This is a genomic window from Neobacillus ginsengisoli, assembly GCF_030813055.1.
The window spans coordinates 288,568-306,449 of the sequence record NZ_JAUSTW010000007.1 but is presented as its reverse complement, the minus strand read 5'-3'; the positions used below and the strand labels follow the sequence as shown (position 1 = coordinate 306,449).

Here is a 17,882-nt window from a genome sequence, read left to right as displayed (position 1 = left end):
GTCGAAAGAATTCGAAAAAGTTTTACCCAATTAGGGATTGAAGGTGTCCTTTATGAAAAAAGAATTGAGAGTCAAAAAAAATAAAGAATTTCAAGAGGCATTTCAAAAAGGCCGATCTTTCGCTAATCGACAATTTGTCGTCTATGCATTAAAAAAAGAGGAACAAGGCCATTTTCGAATTGGACTATCCGTAAGTAAAAAAGTAGGTAATGCCGTTACTAGAAATCGAATAAAGCGATACATAAGACAATCAATTTTCGAATTAAACGAACAATTGCACACCGGTAATGACTATGTGATTATTGCAAGGAAGCCGGCTGCCGAAATGGACTTTTTTGAAGTAAAAAAAAGCCTGCAGCATGTCCTTAAAGTAGGGAAAGTTTTGAAGAAGCCGGTTATTGACGAGAATTGTTAGAGAAATTCGTGAAAAAAGGCGATACTTGAAGACAATATATTCAACAAAATGGTAAAATACCAATAATGATGGAAACGAAAGCCTTTACATACATAGATCCACTTCATAAGACGTTCTATAAAAAGTTGCAAGGAGGAATTTTTGGTTGAAAAAACGAATAGTACCTTTGGTCGGTATGTTTTTCATATTCCTGCTTTTAGCCGGATGCAGCCAAATTAAGCAGCCGATTACTGCAAATAGTACGGGATTTTGGAATCAATATATTGTTTATCCGTTATCCTGGGTTATTACGAAGGTTGCTGAATTGCTTGGCGGAAGCTTTGGTTTATCGATTATTGTTGTTACGATCTTAATCCGTTTAATTATCTTGCCGTTAATGATTAAGCAAACACGCAGCTCAAAAGCAATGCAGGCTTTGCAACCGGAATTGGCAGAACTTAAAAAGAAATACAGTTCCAAAGATCAAAAAACGCAGCAAAAATTACAGCAGGAAACAATGGCGCTTTTTCAAAAGCATGGTGTGAACCCGATGGCTGGATGCTTTCCGTTGATTATTCAGATGCCGATATTAATAGGTTTTTATCATGCAATTTCAAGAACAAGTGCAATTGCAGCAGATCACTTCCTGTGGTTTGATCTTGGTAAAGCTGATCCGTTTTTTATTTTGCCGATTTTAGCGGCAATCACTACATTTATCCAGCAAAAAATAATGATGGCCGGAACTGAAAACCAAAATCCGCAAATGGCGATGATGGTTTGGATGATGCCGATTATGATTTTCTTTTTTGCATTTAAATATCCTGCAGCCCTTTCATTGTATTGGGTAGTCGGGAATATTTTCATGATTGTTCAAACTTATTTTATTAAAGGACCGGATTTGAAGAAGTCTTCAGCTACCGGTAATGCGGGAGGAGCAAAAAAGTGAAACAGGTAACTGCTACAGGACAAACAGTCGAAGAAGCAGTAGAATCAGCTTTAGCTCAACTAAAAACTACCAAAGACCGCGCAGATGTAGCCATTATTGATGAAGGTAAAAAAGGTATTTTCGGTATTTTCGGATCACGTCCGGCTGTTGTAAAGGTGACAGTCATTCATGATCCGCTTGAAGAAGCGAAAAAATTTCTTATTCAAGTAAGTGAAAAGATGGGCGCTCCCGTTGAAATTGAAGTGAAACGAGATGGAAAACAAGTTCGCTTCATTTTAACAGGGGAAAAAATTGCCCTTTTGATTGGAAAAAGAGGTCAAACGTTGAATTCCCTGCAATATTTGACCCAGCTTGTCATCAACCGTTTTTCTGATCAATACTTAACGCTTATCTTAGATGCTGAAGACTACCGGAACAGAAGAAACGAAACGCTAATTCAATTAGCGCATCGTCTGGCACAAAAGGCAATTAAATCCGGGAAAGATGTTGCGTTAGAGCCCATGCCTTCATATGAGCGTAAAGTTATTCATTCCGCTTTATCTGAAAACAATCGAGTAAAAACATTTTCCGATGGGTCTGAACCTCATCGCTATATTGTCATTACACCTAAAAAAGCGTAAGCGTCCGTTTAGCCGCTTATGTTCATATCTTAAAAAAGACAGCCAATCTTTTGAGTGGGTGTCTTTTTTTGTCGATTTTTTGCATGGAAAAACAACTATTGTGAATAACATTTACCTGAAATTATCCGTTTTATTGTTATTCACATGTGGATAAGTTAAAATAATAGGTGAACATTATTGGGTTGTGGATAATTTTGTTGGAGTAAAGATTACTTTTTTAACAGGAACCAATGTGGTACTCTAGTAATTTGGAGTAAATTATAGTCATTTTATATAGATTGATTTTTTAAAAAGTGTGGTGAACAGAATGGAATTTGATACGATTGCGGCAATATCGACGCCGATGGGTGAGGGAGCAATTGCGATAGTCCGCTTGAGCGGAGACGATTCAATTCAAATTGCTGACAGGCTGTTTAACAGTATTAATGGAAAAAAGCTTTCGGAGGTACCAACTCATACCATTCATTATGGTCATTTAGTTGATCCGAAAAATGACCTGGTCATTGAAGAGGTAATGGTGTCTGTTATGAGAGGGCCGAAAACCTTTACGAAAGAGGATGTTATTGAGATTAATTGCCATGGTGGAATTGTCTCGGTTAATCGGGTTTTACAGTATGTCTTAAAATATGGAGCACGATTGGCTGAACCAGGCGAATTTACGAAACGGGCATTTTTAAATGGCCGAATCGATTTATCACAGGCGGAAGCAGTCATGGATTTAATTAGAGCTAAAACAGATCGGGCAATGAATGTGGCGCTTGGGCAAATGGAAGGCCGCTTATCAAAGCTGATTTCTTCTCTAAGACAGGAGATACTGGAGATTCTCGCCCATGTGGAAGTAAATATCGATTATCCGGAGTATGATGATGTCGAAGAAATGACGCATAAGATGCTTGCGGAAAAAGCCCTGTATGTACGGGAAGAAATAAAAAAGCTTTTGCAAACCTCCGAACAGGGGAAAATTTTGCGCGAAGGTCTTTCTACCGTTATTGTCGGAAGGCCTAATGTCGGTAAATCTTCGCTATTAAACAGTTTGGTTCACGAAAACAAAGCAATTGTAACCGATATTCCCGGGACAACACGCGATGTGATTGAAGAATACGTTAATGTTAGAGGGGTCCCCTTAAGGCTTCTAGACACTGCCGGTATCAGGGAAACAGAAGATATTGTTGAACGAATCGGTGTTGAACGCTCCAGACAGGTTTTAAAAGAAGCGGATTTAATTTTGCTTGTTTTGAATTACTCTGATCAACTGACAACAGAAGATGAAAATCTTTTCGAGGCTGTTCGTGGTATGGACGTGATTGTCATTATTAATAAAACAGATCTCCCGCAGGAAATTGATATGGAAAAGGTTAAAAGCATAGCGGCGGGACATAAAATTGTTACCACTTCATTGCTTGAGGATAAAGGTGTAGATGAGCTGGAGGAGGCAATCTCTTCACTTTTCTTTGCAGGTTCGATTGAGGCGGGGGATATGACCTACGTCTCCAACAGCAGGCACATTGCATTATTAAACCAAAGTCTCCAAGCAATCGAAGAAGCAATCGATGGAGTAGAAATGGGAACGCCAATCGATATCGTCCAAATTGATTTAACAAGAACATGGGAGCTGCTTGGTGAAATTATCGGTGACAGTGTTCATGAAAGCCTTATAGACCAGCTATTTTCCCAATTCTGTCTGGGGAAATAAGACGTTGTTTAAAAAATAATAATCTTAGGATTTATCCTTCAGAAATATCTGAAGAAGGAGGAACAAAATGCAATACGAAGCAGGAAATTACGACGTTATTGTCGTCGGTGCAGGCCATGCAGGCTGTGAAGCGGGCCTCGCCGCTGCCAGACTTGGCGCTAAAACATTAATCATTACTATTAACCTCGATATGGTTGCTTTTATGCCATGTAATCCCTCTGTTGGCGGTCCTGCCAAAGGGATCGTGGTTCGAGAAATTGATGCAATCGGCGGGGAAATGGGTAAAAATATCGACAAAACCTACATCCAAATGAGGATGCTGAATACAGGGAAAGGTCCCGCTGTCCGTGCACTAAGGGCACAGGCCGATAAATTTGCTTACCAGCATGAGATGAAAAAAACGATTGAAGATGAACCAAATGCAACCTTAATTCAAGGAATGGTTGAACGGTTGCTTGTTGAAGATGGCGTTTGTGTTGGGGTTGTTACCAAAACCGGTGCGATTTATCGTTCGAAAACAGTCGTCATTACGACTGGTACCTTCCTGCGCGGCGAAATTATTATTGGAGAATTGAAATATTCGAGCGGTCCCAATAATCAGCAGCCATCCATCAAGCTTTCTGAGCATTTAGAAGAACTTGGTTTTGAATTGGTGCGCTTTAAAACAGGAACACCGCCAAGAGTTAATAGTCATACGATTGATTATAGTAAAACGGAAATTCAGCCCGGTGATGAAAACCCAAGAGCTTTTTCTTATGAAACAACGAAGTATATTACCGATCAGCTTCCTTGCTGGTTAACGTATACAAATGAAAATACACATCAATTGATTGACAATAATCTACATCGGTCGCCGATGTACTCCGGCATGATTAAAGGCACCGGTCCGCGTTATTGCCCTTCAATTGAAGATAAAGTGGTGCGCTTTAATGATAAACCGCGTCACCAAATTTTCTTGGAGCCGGAGGGAAGAAATACACAGGAAGTTTATGTTCAAGGATTATCAACAAGTCTACCGGAAGACGTTCAACAGCAAATTCTCAAAACCATTCCGGGACTCGAAAATGTCCAAATGATGAGATCCGGTTATGCGATTGAGTATGATGCCATCGTTCCAACCCAGTTGTGGCCGACACTTGAAACGAAGGTTGTAAAAAACCTTTATACTGCCGGGCAAATTAATGGAACTTCCGGTTATGAAGAAGCAGCAGGTCAAGGTTTAATGGCGGGAATCAATGCAGGTTTGAATGCCTTGGGGAAAGAACAGCTAGTCCTTAGCCGCTCGGATGCCTATATCGGTGTATTAATTGATGACCTGATTACAAAGGGAACGAGTGAACCATACCGTTTGTTGACATCAAGGGCAGAATACCGGTTATTATTACGCCATGATAATGCCGATTTGCGTTTGACTGAAATCGGTCACCGAATCGGACTTATTCGTGATGAGCGCTACGGACGATTTTTAGCGAAAAAAGAAGCCATCGACCTTGAAAAGGAAAGACTGCAGTCTATCATCCTTAAACCTTCAACAGAGGTGCAAGAGCTTATTAGAAGCCTTGGCGGAAGTGAGCTTAAAGATGGAATCCGTGCCTCCGATTTATTAAAAAGGCCGGAAATGAACTATGAACACATTGAATGTCTTACTCCAAGCGATAGTCCGTTGGACGGAGAAATCACGGAACAGGTAGAGATTCAAATCAAATATGAAGGATATATTGAAAAATCACTTCAGCAGGTTGAACGTTTAAAGAAAATGGAAAACAAGAAAATTCCTGAGAATATTGATTATGAAAAGATAACAGGTCTTGCCACAGAGGCAAGACAAAAGCTGAAGCTAATTAAGCCGTTATCAATTGCTCAGGCATCACGTATTTCAGGGGTTAATCCGGCGGATATCTCAATCCTTCTTATCTATTTAGAACAAGGCAGGGTGGCAAGGATATCTAATGCGTAGGCTCTTTTCTAAAACTAAGAAGACCCATATAGCGAGGAAGATTTATTCATGATTATAGAACAATTTAAGGCGCTTCTTCAGGAGAAGGGCATTAGCCTAACGGAGCATCAGCTGGAGCAGTTTGCAACCTACTTCAAGACCTTGGTTGAATGGAATGAAAAAATGAATTTAACCGCAATAACCGATCAAGCTGATGTTTATTTAAAGCATTTTTATGATTCGATTACGGCTTCGTTTTATTTTGATTTTACCAAGCCCTTCCATCTTTGCGATGTTGGAGCCGGTGCAGGGTTCCCGAGTATACCGTTAAAAATCGTTTATCCTCATATTACAGTGACAATTGTTGATTCACTAAATAAAAGAATCTCTTTTTTAAATCATCTTGCGGATGAATTAAAATTGGAAAATGTCCATTTTATTCATGATCGTGCGGAAACCTTCGGCGTAAATCCAAACCACAGGGAATCATATGATGTCGTAACGGCAAGGGCTGTGGCACGAATGTCGGTTTTAAGTGAACTTTGTTTACCTTTGGTTAAAGTCGGGGGATACTTTATCGCCATGAAGGCAGCTCATGCGAAGGATGAATTAGAAATGGGGCAAAAGGCGATTGTCACTCTTGGGGGAAAAATGGAAAAGATGTTTACTTTTACGTTGCCAATCGAAGAAAGTGAACGAAATATATTAGTCATAAAAAAAGAAAAACAAACGCCAAAGAAATACCCTCGAAAACCGGGAACACCTGGTAAAACGCCGATTGAATAAAGAATGTCTCTGACAGCTATCAAATTTTGTATTAAAATATAAGGGTATAGCAGGAAGATAATATTCGAGTATAGAATTAGTAATAGGGAGTTTCGTAAAGGTGGTGTTGGGGATGAAATCTTCGTTTTCACGCTTTTTTGGCCTCGGCGAAAAGGGAGAACAAGTGGTTGAGCTTGAGAAAGAGCTGGATATAGAAAAAACGGAAGAAATTAGAAGAATACCGATCGATAGTATTTTGCCAAACCGTTTCCAGCCACGGACGGTTTTTGACGATGAAAAAATTGAGGAATTATCACGTACAATCCATACGCATGGGATTATTCAGCCGATTGTCCTCAGGCAGTTTGAAGTGAACAAATATGAAATTATTGCCGGAGAGCGCCGCTGGCGTGCGATGAAAAAACTCGGCTGGGAAGAAGTACCGGCCATTATAAAAAATTTATCTGATACTGAAACGGCGTCTGTTGCCTTAATTGAGAATTTACAACGGGAAGAGCTGTCGCCTATTGAAGAAGCTATTGCCTATGGAAAACTGCTCGAGCTCCATAATTTGACCCAAGAGGCACTTGCCCAGCGTCTTGGAAAAGGGCAGTCGACTGTAGCCAATAAGCTCAGGCTTCTTAAATTACCTCAGCCTATTCAGGAATCATTATTAAATAAAATTATTACCGAGAGGCACGCACGTGCACTTATTCCGCTAAAAGATCCCGAGAAACAAGTGTTGCTTTTAGCAGAAATCATTGAGAGAAATCTGAATGTTAAGCAGACCGAAGATCGGGTCGTTAGAATACTTGAACAAAAGAACCAAAAGCCAAGGCCACAAAGAAAGGCCTTCAGTAAGGATATGAGAATTGCTGTTAATACCATCAGGCAATCGTTAAACATGGTATCCGACAGCGGGATTAATCTCGACGCAGAAGAAGAAGAATTTGAGGAATTTTACCAATTTACGATACGAATACCGAAGAAAAAATAGCCAATTAAATGAATACTCAAATAGTTTAAAAGAACCTGACAGTATATGTCCGGTTCTTCTTTTTTTGGGAAAGTTCCATTTAAATTAACATGTTTTTTAAAATGGTATATCAAGGAAGTCTGAATATTTTTAGAAAAAAAACAACAACTTTTCACTTTCATGATAAAATAGAAAGCATGGCTATTTACATTCGTACTATCGGAATGGTTGCTTATTAGTAGTGTTATTAATTGAATGTTTGATAGAATTTGAGTATAAATAATTGGTAGATTTTATGGAAAATAAAAAGGGTAGGTGACAAGAGTGGGCAAAGTCATTGCAATCGCGAATCAAAAAGGTGGAGTCGGCAAAACGACTACCTCTGTCAACCTAGGCGCCTGTTTAGCATACATAGGGAACAAGGTCTTATTAGTAGATATTGACCCCCAGGGAAATGCAACAAGCGGGATTGGAATTGAAAAGGCAGAAGTAGAACAGTGTATATATGATGTGCTGGTAGATGATGTTGAAGCAAAAAATGTCATTAAGTCGACATCTGTTGAAAATTTATTTGCACTTCCTGCTACCATTCAGCTTGCCGGAGCAGAGATCGAGTTGGTTCCAACTATTTCGAGAGAAGTGCGTTTAAAGCGGGCTCTTGAAGAAGTGAAGGATCAATATGATTACATTATTATCGATTGCCCGCCATCTTTGGGTTTATTAACCATTAATGCTTTAACTGCCTCTGATGCGGTATTAATCCCTGTCCAATGTGAGTATTATGCTTTGGAGGGCTTAAGTCAGCTCCTTAATACAGTAAGGCTTGTACAAAAGCATTTAAACCAGGATCTTAAAATTGAAGGTGTTTTATTAACGATGCTGGATGCCCGGACAAATCTCGGACTTCAAGTCATCGAAGAAGTGAAAAAGTATTTTCAAGATAAGGTTTATAAAACCATTATTCCAAGAAATGTTCGTCTAAGTGAGGCTCCAAGCCATGGGGAACCAATCATCAATTATGATTCAAGATCCCGCGGAGCTGAAGTATATTTAGATTTGGCAAAGGAAGTGGTCTCGCATGGCTAAAGGTTTAGGAAAAGGCCTGAATGCATTTTTTACGAACGGTGAAGTCGATAAGGAAGAAACAGTTCAAGAAATTAAGCTGAAGGACTTGCGTCCCAACCCTTATCAACCGCGTAAAAACTTCCAACAAGAAGCCATCGATGAGTTAAAAATATCGATTCTTGAGCATGGGATCTTACAGCCTCTCGTGGTTAGAAAAAGCATAAAAGGCTATGAGATTGTTGTGGGTGAAAGGCGTTTCCGAGCTGCAAAAGAAGCGAAGCTTGAAACCGTACCTGCTGTGGTGCGCGAGCTTTCCGAACAACAAATGATGGAATTGGCGGTATTGGAAAACCTGCAACGGGAAGATTTAAACCCAATCGAAGAAGGACTCGCCTATCAAACGTTAATGGAGAAGTTAAAGTTGACACAGGAAGAAGTGTCCAAACGATTAGGAAAAAGCAGGCCGCATGTTGCTAATCATATCCGACTGCTTTCCTTACCTCCTAAAATTCAGGAGTTAATCTCAAACGGTACCATATCGATGGGACATGGCCGCGCCTTACTGGGTCTTCGTCAAAAATCAAAGCTCCCGGCCGTAGTGGAAAAAGTCGTAAACGAAGCTCTAAACGTCCGTCAGCTGGAGAAACTAATTCAGCAATTAAATGAAAATGTTTCACGTGAAACAAATAAGCCTGAAAAGAAAAAAGATGTGTTTTTACAGGAACGTGAGCATTCTCTCCGTGAGCGATTTGGAACGAAGGTAAACATTAAACAAGCGAAAAATAAAGGGAAAATTGAAATCGAGTTTTTCTCCCAAGAGGATCTGGAACGAATTTTAGAAATGCTTGATAAAGAGGATTCATTATAAGCCATCAGGTAGATGGTTTATTTTTTTATCCAAAAGTACTTTTTTTGGAAAAGGCACTTTTCTTTGAAAATAATAAATGGTAGGTTAAAACTATTAACTATTACGAGAAGCGAAAAATAGGGAGATTAACTATGTTTTTATTAGGGACACTTGTAAACGGGGCATTAATTATCATTGGTACTCTTCTTGGAAAGCTCCTGCATCGAATTCCGGAAGGGATGAAAACAACCGTCATGCATGCGATTGGCTTGTCGGTGATGGTTTTGGGTCTGCAAATGGGACTGAAGAGCCAAAACTTTCTTATTGTCATTATCAGCTTGGTTGTTGGTGCTGTACTGGGTGAGTTATTTAAATTGGAAGAAAAATTAAATGATCTCGGACTTTGGCTTGAAAAGAAAGTCGGTTCAAACGGTAAAGGGAGTATTTCAGAAGGGTTTGTGACAGCAACACTTATCTTTGTCATTGGTGCAATGGCGATTATTGGTGCACTTAATAGCGGGATTCGCGGCGATCATTCTGTATTGTACACTAAATCACTTATTGATGGATTTACATCTATCATTTTAACGACGACTCTTGGAATAGGTGTCATCTTTTCAGCCGTTCCCGTTGTGCTGTATGAAGGGCTTATTGCATTATTCGCCACTCAGATTGACCATTTTGTGCCGAAGGAGCTAATGGATCAGTTTATTGTGGAAATGACGTCTTCCGGTGGAATTATGATTTTGGCCATTGGCTTAAATCTAACTGGAATAATAAAAATAAAGGTGGCTAACCTACTGCCTGGTATCCTGGTAACAGGAGTCATTGTAACCATTCTTTACAATTACCATCATTATTTTTAAAAAACATTACCATAAATTGTAAATAAAGCATAAGCGATCATTTAAATCTAATTGCTTATGCTTTATTTATTTGCTCCTGCTCCAGCAACTGATCCTTCCAACGTTCCTTTTGATAGCTTTGGCTTGCTAAATAGATTCCATTTGCAATTGTTTTTGCCATCTTCATCACAAGATTTAACCGTGTATTTTGTAGAACAAAAAATTCCATAAAACCACTTACATTCACGATGCCGGTGATATGTATATCCCCTACTGACGGGAGCTCCTTATTTACTCCGGCACCGGGTTTGACAGGTCCATTCGCCACTTGAATGACTCCTACATTTTTGATGCGGCCTAAGCAAGCATCAATGCCAATGATATAGGGGTTGAAATGCTTATGATGGACTTCCTTTAGCTTTTCATCAAGATTAACAGCATGAATTGGTTCATCAAGTGTTCCGTACACATAAAAGGCTTGAAGCTGCTTCTCCTCGAGTAAGGTGCCAATTAGCGGCCCCAATGAATCCCCTGTAGAGCGGTCCGTGCCGATGCAAACAAAGACTATAGGGCGGCTGGTAGCTTCCGGTATAAACGTAAGCAACTCTTCTGCGAGATTTTCAGCGGCATGCAAATCATTATGAAGAATTTTTGCCTTTGCCCTCCTGTCAAAAAAAAGATTCATTAAGTCCACTCCTTAAATTCGGGATCCGGTGCCTTTTGATTTCATCATATTTTTAACATTATACGGAAATCTAAGGGATTCTATACATAGTGAACATAAGATATTCCTGAACTTGGGAGAAAAGAAATAAACACCATGCTGTAAAGTACAAAGAAAAATTGTTAAAATAAATATGATTTGGAAGGTTTGAAAGGGAAGGTGTGTAAATGAATCTAACTGGTGGAAGTATTCATAATTTTATTACTAAATTTCAAAATGAAGGAACATGGTTAACCATTGGAGAAGGATTATTAAAAATTCTGGCGATTATGTTCGTTGCAAATATGTTAATCCGAATCGGGAAACTGGCTATCCATAATATTTTTAAAATTAGGAACCTCTCTCCGCTCAATACATCGGAACGCCGAGAGGAGACACTGTCAAAGCTGCTTGATAATATTCTTTCCTACGTCGTTTATTTTATTGCCCTTATGATGATTCTATCGGTGTTAACAATTGATGTAAAAGCCTTGCTTGCCGGTGCTGGTATCGTTGGACTGGCAGTGGGTTTTGGTGCACAAAGTCTTGTGAAAGATATTATCTCAGGATTTTTCATCATTTTTGAGGATCAATTTTCAGTTGGTGACCATGTTCGGATAGGAGTATTTGAGGGAAATGTCGAAGCTATTGGTTTAAGAACAACCAAGATTAAAAGTTGGACAGGGGAACTGCATATTTTACCGAATGGAAGCATTGTTCAGGTAACCAACTTCTCTCTTAATAATAGTATGGCCGTTGTTGATATTAGTATTGCTTATGGAGAGGATATTGAAAAGGCTGAAGCAGTAATTGAAGAGCTGCTGGAAGATATGCATATGCAGCATAAGGAATTAGTTAAAGCGCCGGAGCTGCTTGGGATCCAAACGATGGGGGCTACTGAGGTTGTTTTACGAATCACGGCAGAAACATTACCAATGAAGCAAGCTTCGATTGCCAGGATGATTCGGAAGGAAGTTAAACTTCTTTTAGACCAGCATGGGATTAGAACTCCCGACCCTAGACTGGTTATGTACGCACGGGGAACAGAGCAACCTAAATAATAGATAATTCAAGGAGGTTAGCTAATGGAAGAGAAGGAATTTGCCCTCAATGATGTTGTCGAAATGAAAAAACAGCATCCTTGCGGGACAAACCGTTGGAAAATTATTCGGATGGGTATGGATATTCGTATTAAGTGTGAAGGCTGCGGTCACAGTGTCATGATCCCAAGGAGAGAGTTTTCACGAAAGATGAAAAAAGTATTAGTGAAGCATGAAGGATAAGAATTCATGCTTTTTTTTTTGAATAACTATATTATTAAAAGTAGATATAGAATGTATTTATGTTAGGGGTGGAGAATTTGTCAAAGGTTTTGAAATCGGCTTGTCCGTTAAATTGTTGGGATAGCTGCGGCTTTCAGGTAACAATTGAAAACGATAAGGTGGTAAAAGTAGAGGGTGACCCCTCCCATCCCATCACGCAAGGGAAAATATGCGGCCGGGGCAGAATGCTGGAAACAAGGACAAACTCATCGCAGCGGTTATTAAACCCCTTAAAAAAAGTAAACGGGAAATTTGAGCAAATTTCATGGGAGCAGGCTCTTGATGAAATCGCGGTTAAATTAAAAGATATAAAAGAAAAGTATGGATCGACTGCCGTTTTGCATAGCCATGATTATGCCAATAACGGTATCTTGAAAAATTTAGACCGGCGATTTTTTAACTGCTATGGCGGAGTAACCGAACTGTACGGTTCTCTCTGCTGGGGAGCAGGAATTGAGGCACAAAAATGGGATTTTGGGAATGCATATTCACATGAACCCAATGATATTTTTCATAGTAAAAATATCGTGATCTGGGGGAGAAATGTCGCCAGGACCAACATGCATTTTTATGAAAAACTCCTTGAAGCAAAAAAACGCGGGGTAAAAATATATGTCATTGACCCGCTTTTTAATGCGACTGCAAAAATCGCGGATGAATATATAACGGTTAAACCCGGTATGGATGGATTAGTAGCTGCCGGAATTTTGAAGGAAATGATCCGTTTAGGCATCGAAGATAATGAGTTTATTGACCATTTCACACATGGGTTTGCTGATTTATTGCAGCTTCTTGATAGTATATCAGTGGAAAAACTTAGTGAAATGACTGAAGTACCGGTGGAAGTGATGGGCAGGCTGGCTCGCATTTATGCCGAAAAGCCAACATCAACCTTTATGGGGCTTGGTTTACAAAGATATAAAAATGGTGGTAATACCATTCGTTTACTTAATGCATTAGTGGCTGTTAGCGGGAATATCGGAATTGCCGGCGGCGGTGCGAACTATGCCAATCTTCAGGTCGGGCAAAGCTTTGGCGGTGAGGAAATAGCTCTCAATAGCCGAAAAGAGTTTCACAGGCAGTTTCCAATTATGGAGCAGGCAGAGGAAATACTGGCTGCAGTCGATCCGGAAATAAAAATGATTATTGTAACATGCGGTAATCCGCTTACCCAAGTTCCGGATTCAAATGTGGTAGAAAAAGCCTTCAGTTCAGTAGATACCCTTGTGGTTATTGAGCAATTTATGACGGATACAGCCAAGGTTGCTGATTATGTTCTGCCATCAACAACTGTATTTGAGGAAGAAGATTTCTATTATTCGTCTATGTACCATCACTATATAAACTACGGGCCAAAGCTTGTTTCTCCACCCGGAGAGACGAAATCCGATTTATGGATTTGGACACAGTTAGCGGCCAGGCTTGGCTTTGGTGAGGACTTCCATTTTGCCCGGGAACAATGGTTAAAGATGTACCTGAAACCATTGGAAGTGAAAGGGTTAACCCTTGAAAAACTAAAAGAACGGCACACACTGGAATTACCTGTTGCCTATATTCCGTGGCAGGACCGGAAATTCATGACGGCTTCCGGCAAATTTGAATTTACATCAAGTTTAGGTCAGCTAAAGGGTGACAGTGGTCTTTTAAAGTTATCTGTACCTGAGGAATCACGCTGGAATAATCCAGACCTAGCAAAAAAGTACCCTTATAGTCTTTTAACAATTCATCCATTACGTTCTAATCACTCACAGAACTATCAACTTTTCTCATCCAAACTTCAGGTAAAGGTGGAAATTGCTGAAAATATCGCTGGAAGCTTGCACGTGCATGAGGGTGATTTTGTAAGGGTGTGGAATGATCGGGGTGAGGTAAAAGGTTATGCCTCCATTTTACAAAAAGCCCATCCGAATACGATTAATATCGATGAAGGAATTTGGCGGCAATTCGGGGGACCTGTTAATAATCTAACCTCCTCGGGGAAATCTGATAATGGACTTGGAAGCGCGCTGTACGATTGTCTCGTTAATCTTGAAAAAATTTATTGACTGCCGCCGCAAAGCGGCGGTTGTCTTTTTTCTTACAAATGCCTATAATTGTGGGAGGCTTTTTATTATTTTTGAACTAATATTATTTAAATAGATTTTTTTTTCTGAGGAGTGAAGTAAATGGCTTTAACAGCTGGTATCGTAGGATTGCCGAATGTCGGTAAGTCTACTTTATTTAATGCAATTACCCAAGCAGGGGCTGAATCCGCAAACTACCCTTTCTGTACAATCGATCCCAATGTAGGAATCGTTGAAGTTCCCGACCATCGTTTACAAAAATTAACCGAGCTTGTTCAACCGAAAAAAACGGTCCCAACCGCTTTTGAATTTACCGATATTGCAGGTATTGTAAAAGGTGCAAGTAAAGGTGAGGGATTAGGAAATAAATTCCTTTCACATATCCGTGATGTAGATGCCATCTGCCAGGTAGTCCGTTGCTTTGCGGACGATAATATTACCCATGTGTCCGGTAAAGTCGATCCAATCGATGATATTGAAACAATCAACCTGGAATTAATTCTTGCTGATATGGAATCCGTTGAAAAGCGAATTAGCCGTGTTGAAAAATTGGCCAAGCAGAAAGACAAAGATGCAGCTGCGGAATTTGAAGTACTTGCAATGCTCCGTGATGCCTTTGAAGCAGAAAAACCTGCCCGTACTGTTGATTTTACGGAAGAGCAAATGAAATTGGTTAAACACCTCCATCTTTTAACAATAAAGCCTGTCCTATATGTGGCAAATGTTAGTGAAGATGATATTGCCGATCCATCTGGAAACGAATATGTTCAAAAGGTCCGAGAGTTTGCTGCTGCTGATAATGCACAGGTAATCGTGATTTGTGCCAAAATTGAGGAAGAAATTGCTGAGCTTGAAGGGGAAGAAAAAGCAATGTTCCTATCTGAGCTCGGTATCGAAGAGTCAGGTCTTGATCAATTAATTCGGGCTGCTTATAGCTTGCTTGGTTTAGCAACCTACTTTACCGCAGGCGTGCAGGAAGTGCGTGCTTGGACGTTCAGGAATGGAATGAAGGCTCCTCAGTGTGCCGGAGTCATTCACTCCGATTTTGAACGCGGATTTATTCGTGCTGAAACCGTTTCTTACGATGATTTATTAGCTGCAGGCAGTTATAACGCTGCGAAAGAAGCAGGAAAAGTACGCTTAGAAGGAAAAGAATATATAGTCAGAGACGGCGATGTTATTCATTTCCGTTTTAACGTATAAAAGTGACCTCGAGGGGCTAGGCGCTGGAGCTGGATCGTTCTCAAAGTGTATAAATCATATTAATTTAAGCTCTGCATTTTTGCAGAGTTTTTTAGATCCTAAAAAGTGGCGAAACCGTGAAGAACATTGATTCTCAGCAGCACTTATGCTATACTTTTTACTTGCGAGTAATGAAATATTGCTCCTTGTCCATTCGTGGACCGCTTAGACCAAAAGGAGGTGACAGTGATGAAAAAGTACGAAGTTATGTACATCATCCGCCCAAATATTGAAGAGGAAGCAAAGAAAGCTCTTGTTGAACGCTTTAACAACATTCTTCTTGAAAATGGTGCGGAAACTGCAGAAACGAAAGATTGGGGCAAACGCCGTCTTGCATACGAAATCAATGATTTCCGCGACGGATACTACCAAATCGCTAAAACAACATCTTCGGCTGCTGCTGTACAGGAATTCTCACGTTTAGCAAAAATCAACGAAGATATCATTCGCCATATCGTAATCAAAGAAGAACAATAATATAAAAAATTTAATTTCTCCAATGCAGATGTTTCACATGAAACATTTGTGCCGGAAGAAAAGGAGTTGATTCTGATGATGAATCGTGTCGTACTTGTCGGCCGTTTAACGAAAGACCCTGAACTGCGTTATACACCAAATGGGGTTCCTGTTGCATCTTTTTCCTTAGCAGTTAACCGTCCATTTTCAAATCAGCAAGGTGAACGGGAAACAGACTTTATTAACTGTGTTGTTTGGCGGAAACCTGCAGAAAATGTGGCAAACTTCCTGAAAAAGGGCAGCATGGCGGGCGTTGATGGCCGTATTCAAACCCGTAACTATGAAGGACAAGACGGTAAGCGTGTCTATGTTACAGAGGTTTTAGCAGAAAGTGTACAATTCCTGGAACCTAAAAACTCTTCCGGAGGCGGAGGCAGGACGGATAACGATTATTACGGAGCTCCTCCTCGGGAACCGCAAGGCAATTCCTATGGCGGCGGCAATCAGAATCAACGTCCGAATCAAAACCAAAATAAAGGTTTTACACGAATGGATGAAGATCCGTTTGCAGGAAATGGCCAAATTGACATCTCTGATGACGATCTGCCATTTTAAAGAAAACATTCATGAACGGTAAACTATAAGAATAATGAAGGAGGGGAATATTCATGGCAATGGGAGAACGCAGAGGCGGCGGCAAACGTGCAAAACGCCGGAAAGTATGCTATTTCACATCACATGGTATTACCAATATCGATTATAAAGACGTGGATTTACTAAAAAAATTCATTTCTGAGCGCGGAAAGATTTTACCGCGCCGTGTAACAGGTACACACGCTAAATACCAACGGAAATTATCTGTTGCGATTAAACGTGCACGTACGATGGCATTATTACCATACGTTGCAGGGGAATAATAGAAGGAAAGGCAGTAAGGTATGATCCTTGCTGTCTTTTTTCTTATCGATTTTGTTGAATAGCTGCCGATATCTGGCTAAAATTAAATGATGAGGATTGAATAAATTTAGAGGTGAACTAGTGAAAAATATTCGTAAACTAACAGAAGGAGCCATTCTTTTAGCTGTATTTTCCGTTCTGTTATTAATAACATTTTATATCCCGGTAATTGGCATGGTCATCAATTTATTTTTACCTGTGCCCTTTATGTTATTTGCTGCAAAAAATGACTGGAAAAGTACGGCCGTTTTCGTGATCGCTTCCTTATTACTTTCATTTCTTGTGGGATCAATCCTATCACTGCCTATAACCATTCCCTATGGGTTAACGGGTGCAGTGATGGGAATGCTTATTCAAAAAAGGAAAAACAGTATCACGATATTCATTTCAGGTTCATTGGTCTTTTTGGCAAATTTTATCGTGATTTATATTGTAAGTATTTACTTTTTCCATGTTGATATGATTCAGCAGATGATTGATCTTGTACGAAGCTCTATGAATATGTCCGCTGACATGGTCAAGAAAATGGGCCAGCCAGGTGATTATAAAAAAATGCTGGATCAAATGAATTCGGGATTAAATTTAGTAAAGACCCTTATTCCAACATTGTTTGTTATTACTTCTTTTTTCGCCGTCATGATTATTCAAGTCGTTTCCTTTCCGATTTTAAAGCGTTTTGGAGTCAAATATGAGAATTTGAAAGCTTTTCGAGATATTTCTTTGCCAAGAAGCTTATTATGGTACTATCTATTTACGATGGCAGCAAGCTTGTTGGTACATCCCCAGGTTGGAACCTATTGGCATAGCGCGTTACTAAATCTTACCTATATCTTATTTTTTTTAATGGTCATCCAAGGATTTTCATTACTGTTCTTTTTCTTCCATCAAAGAGGAATGGCAAAATCAGCTTCCATCCCGATCGCTATTATCTCATTCGTGATTCCATTTTTGCTTTATATCGTAGGGATATTAGGTATAATGGACTTAGGCTTTGATTTAAGAAAGCGTTTTGTTAAAAAAGAATGATGACTACTGTTTAGGAGCTGAAAACT

The 17,882-nt window shown here is 39.8% G+C and carries 19 protein-coding genes; 18 read left to right on the top strand and 1 reads right to left on the bottom strand.

From position 1 onward, the window contains the following. The first annotated feature begins 52 nt into the window (after positions 1 to 52). The 10 genes from rnpA to J2S10_RS20820 all read left to right on the top strand — a co-directional run bounded on the left by rnpA (position 53) and on the right by J2S10_RS20820 (position 10,108). Positions 53 to 415, top strand: coding sequence for a ribonuclease P protein component (rnpA, locus tag J2S10_RS20865; RefSeq protein ID WP_307411817.1), 363 nt, complete (start codon positions 53 to 55; stop codon positions 413 to 415). Positions 416 to 560: 145 nt separating this feature from the next. Further along, on the top strand, positions 561 to 1,340 hold the full coding sequence (gene spoIIIJ / locus J2S10_RS20860) for a YidC family membrane integrase SpoIIIJ (protein WP_307411814.1): 780 nt from the start codon (positions 561 to 563) through the stop codon (positions 1,338 to 1,340). Then, positions 1,337 to 1,960, top strand: a complete 624-nt coding sequence (jag, locus tag J2S10_RS20855) for an RNA-binding cell elongation regulator Jag/EloR (RefSeq protein ID WP_307411811.1) — start codon at positions 1,337 to 1,339, stop codon at positions 1,958 to 1,960. The genes spoIIIJ and jag overlap by 4 nt, the downstream gene beginning before the upstream one ends. Before the next feature lie 307 nt (positions 1,961 to 2,267). Further along, entirely contained in the window at positions 2,268 to 3,653 is a 1,386-nt protein-coding gene (gene mnmE / locus J2S10_RS20850) for a tRNA uridine-5-carboxymethylaminomethyl(34) synthesis GTPase MnmE (RefSeq protein ID WP_307411808.1), read from the top strand. Positions 3,654 to 3,720: 67 nt separating this feature from the next. Next, on the top strand, positions 3,721 to 5,610 hold the full coding sequence (gene mnmG / locus J2S10_RS20845; RefSeq protein ID WP_307411805.1) for a tRNA uridine-5-carboxymethylaminomethyl(34) synthesis enzyme MnmG: 1,890 nt from the start codon (positions 3,721 to 3,723) through the stop codon (positions 5,608 to 5,610). Positions 5,611 to 5,658: 48 nt separating this feature from the next. Next, entirely contained in the window at positions 5,659 to 6,375 is a 717-nt protein-coding gene (gene rsmG / locus J2S10_RS20840) for a 16S rRNA (guanine(527)-N(7))-methyltransferase RsmG (RefSeq protein WP_307411802.1), read from the top strand. Positions 6,376 to 6,487: 112 nt separating this feature from the next. Then, positions 6,488 to 7,351 carry a nucleoid occlusion protein gene (gene noc / locus J2S10_RS20835; RefSeq protein ID WP_307411797.1) on the top strand — a complete coding sequence of 288 codons (864 nt, stop codon included), beginning with the start codon at positions 6,488 to 6,490 and terminating at the stop codon, positions 7,349 to 7,351. Between the two features lie 303 nt (positions 7,352 to 7,654). Continuing rightward, positions 7,655 to 8,416, top strand: coding sequence for a ParA family protein (locus J2S10_RS20830; RefSeq protein ID WP_307411794.1), 762 nt, complete (start codon positions 7,655 to 7,657; stop codon positions 8,414 to 8,416). After that, the gene (locus tag J2S10_RS20825) at positions 8,409 to 9,263 is read left to right on the top strand and encodes a ParB/RepB/Spo0J family partition protein (protein ID WP_307411792.1); all 855 of its coding nucleotides are present in this window, start codon (positions 8,409 to 8,411) and stop codon (positions 9,261 to 9,263) included. The genes J2S10_RS20830 and J2S10_RS20825 overlap by 8 nt, the downstream gene beginning before the upstream one ends. 131 nt (positions 9,264 to 9,394) lie before the next feature. Beyond that, positions 9,395 to 10,108 (top strand): DUF554 domain-containing protein, encoded by a 714-nt coding sequence (locus J2S10_RS20820; RefSeq protein WP_307411790.1) that lies wholly within the window; start codon positions 9,395 to 9,397, stop codon positions 10,106 to 10,108. A 55-nt stretch (positions 10,109 to 10,163) separates the two neighbouring features. On the opposite strand, the gene yyaC is transcribed toward J2S10_RS20820, so the two are convergent. Beyond that, a complete protein-coding gene (gene yyaC, locus J2S10_RS20815) occupies positions 10,164 to 10,772 on the bottom strand; it encodes a spore protease YyaC (RefSeq protein WP_307411786.1) in 609 nt (202 codons plus the stop codon). A 206-nt stretch (positions 10,773 to 10,978) separates the two neighbouring features. On the opposite strand from yyaC, the gene J2S10_RS20810 reads away from it, so the two are divergent. The 8 genes from J2S10_RS20810 (at position 10,979) to J2S10_RS20775 (ending at position 17,856) form a co-directional block, all read left to right on the top strand. Then, entirely contained in the window at positions 10,979 to 11,851 is an 873-nt protein-coding gene (locus tag J2S10_RS20810) for a mechanosensitive ion channel family protein (protein WP_307411783.1), read from the top strand. 24 nt (positions 11,852 to 11,875) lie between these two features. Further along, positions 11,876 to 12,073: a DUF951 domain-containing protein gene (locus J2S10_RS20805; RefSeq protein WP_307411780.1), complete on the top strand. Its 198-nt coding sequence runs from the start codon at positions 11,876 to 11,878 to the stop codon at positions 12,071 to 12,073. Positions 12,074 to 12,150: 77 nt separating this feature from the next. Then, positions 12,151 to 14,157 (top strand): molybdopterin-dependent oxidoreductase, encoded by a 2,007-nt coding sequence (locus J2S10_RS20800; RefSeq protein ID WP_307411777.1) that lies wholly within the window; start codon positions 12,151 to 12,153, stop codon positions 14,155 to 14,157. 120 nt (positions 14,158 to 14,277) lie between these two features. Continuing rightward, positions 14,278 to 15,378, top strand: a complete 1,101-nt coding sequence (gene ychF / locus J2S10_RS20795) for a redox-regulated ATPase YchF (RefSeq protein WP_307411774.1) — start codon at positions 14,278 to 14,280, stop codon at positions 15,376 to 15,378. A 228-nt stretch (positions 15,379 to 15,606) separates the two neighbouring features. Next, positions 15,607 to 15,894 (top strand): 30S ribosomal protein S6, encoded by a 288-nt coding sequence (gene rpsF / locus J2S10_RS20790; RefSeq protein ID WP_307411771.1) that lies wholly within the window; start codon positions 15,607 to 15,609, stop codon positions 15,892 to 15,894. A gap of 75 nt (positions 15,895 to 15,969) precedes the next feature. Next, on the top strand, positions 15,970 to 16,488 hold the full coding sequence (gene ssb / locus J2S10_RS20785) for a single-stranded DNA-binding protein (protein ID WP_307411767.1): 519 nt from the start codon (positions 15,970 to 15,972) through the stop codon (positions 16,486 to 16,488). A 59-nt stretch (positions 16,489 to 16,547) separates the two neighbouring features. Next, positions 16,548 to 16,790, top strand: coding sequence for a 30S ribosomal protein S18 (gene rpsR, locus J2S10_RS20780; protein ID WP_307411879.1), 243 nt, complete (start codon positions 16,548 to 16,550; stop codon positions 16,788 to 16,790). A gap of 121 nt (positions 16,791 to 16,911) precedes the next feature. Further along, positions 16,912 to 17,856 (top strand): YybS family protein, encoded by a 945-nt coding sequence (locus J2S10_RS20775; protein WP_307411764.1) that lies wholly within the window; start codon positions 16,912 to 16,914, stop codon positions 17,854 to 17,856. Positions 17,857 to 17,882 lie beyond the last annotated feature (26 nt).

Excerpts from the sequence above, each read along its gene's own strand:
- rnpA (WP_307411817.1), top strand. The coding sequence starts at position 53 with ATGAAAAAAGAATTGAGAGTCAAAAAAAATAAAGAATTTCAAGAGGCA.
- mnmE (WP_307411808.1), top strand. The coding sequence starts at position 2,268 with ATGGAATTTGATACGATTGCGGCAATATCGACGCCGATGGGTGAGGGA.
- mnmG (WP_307411805.1), top strand. The coding sequence starts at position 3,721 with ATGCAATACGAAGCAGGAAATTACGACGTTATTGTCGTCGGTGCAGGC.
- rsmG (WP_307411802.1), top strand. The coding sequence starts at position 5,659 with ATGATTATAGAACAATTTAAGGCGCTTCTTCAGGAGAAGGGCATTAGC.
- noc (WP_307411797.1), top strand. The coding sequence starts at position 6,488 with ATGAAATCTTCGTTTTCACGCTTTTTTGGCCTCGGCGAAAAGGGAGAA.
- J2S10_RS20825 (WP_307411792.1), top strand. The coding sequence starts at position 8,409 with ATGGCTAAAGGTTTAGGAAAAGGCCTGAATGCATTTTTTACGAACGGT.
- J2S10_RS20820 (WP_307411790.1), top strand. The coding sequence starts at position 9,395 with ATGTTTTTATTAGGGACACTTGTAAACGGGGCATTAATTATCATTGGT.
- yyaC (WP_307411786.1), bottom strand. The coding sequence starts at position 10,772 with ATGAATCTTTTTTTTGACAGGAGGGCAAAGGCAAAAATTCTTCATAAT.
- J2S10_RS20810 (WP_307411783.1), top strand. The coding sequence starts at position 10,979 with ATGAATCTAACTGGTGGAAGTATTCATAATTTTATTACTAAATTTCAA.
- J2S10_RS20805 (WP_307411780.1), top strand. The coding sequence starts at position 11,876 with ATGGAAGAGAAGGAATTTGCCCTCAATGATGTTGTCGAAATGAAAAAA.
- ychF (WP_307411774.1), top strand. The coding sequence starts at position 14,278 with ATGGCTTTAACAGCTGGTATCGTAGGATTGCCGAATGTCGGTAAGTCT.
- rpsF (WP_307411771.1), top strand. The coding sequence starts at position 15,607 with ATGAAAAAGTACGAAGTTATGTACATCATCCGCCCAAATATTGAAGAG.
- ssb (WP_307411767.1), top strand. The coding sequence starts at position 15,970 with ATGATGAATCGTGTCGTACTTGTCGGCCGTTTAACGAAAGACCCTGAA.
- rpsR (WP_307411879.1), top strand. The coding sequence starts at position 16,548 with ATGGGAGAACGCAGAGGCGGCGGCAAACGTGCAAAACGCCGGAAAGTA.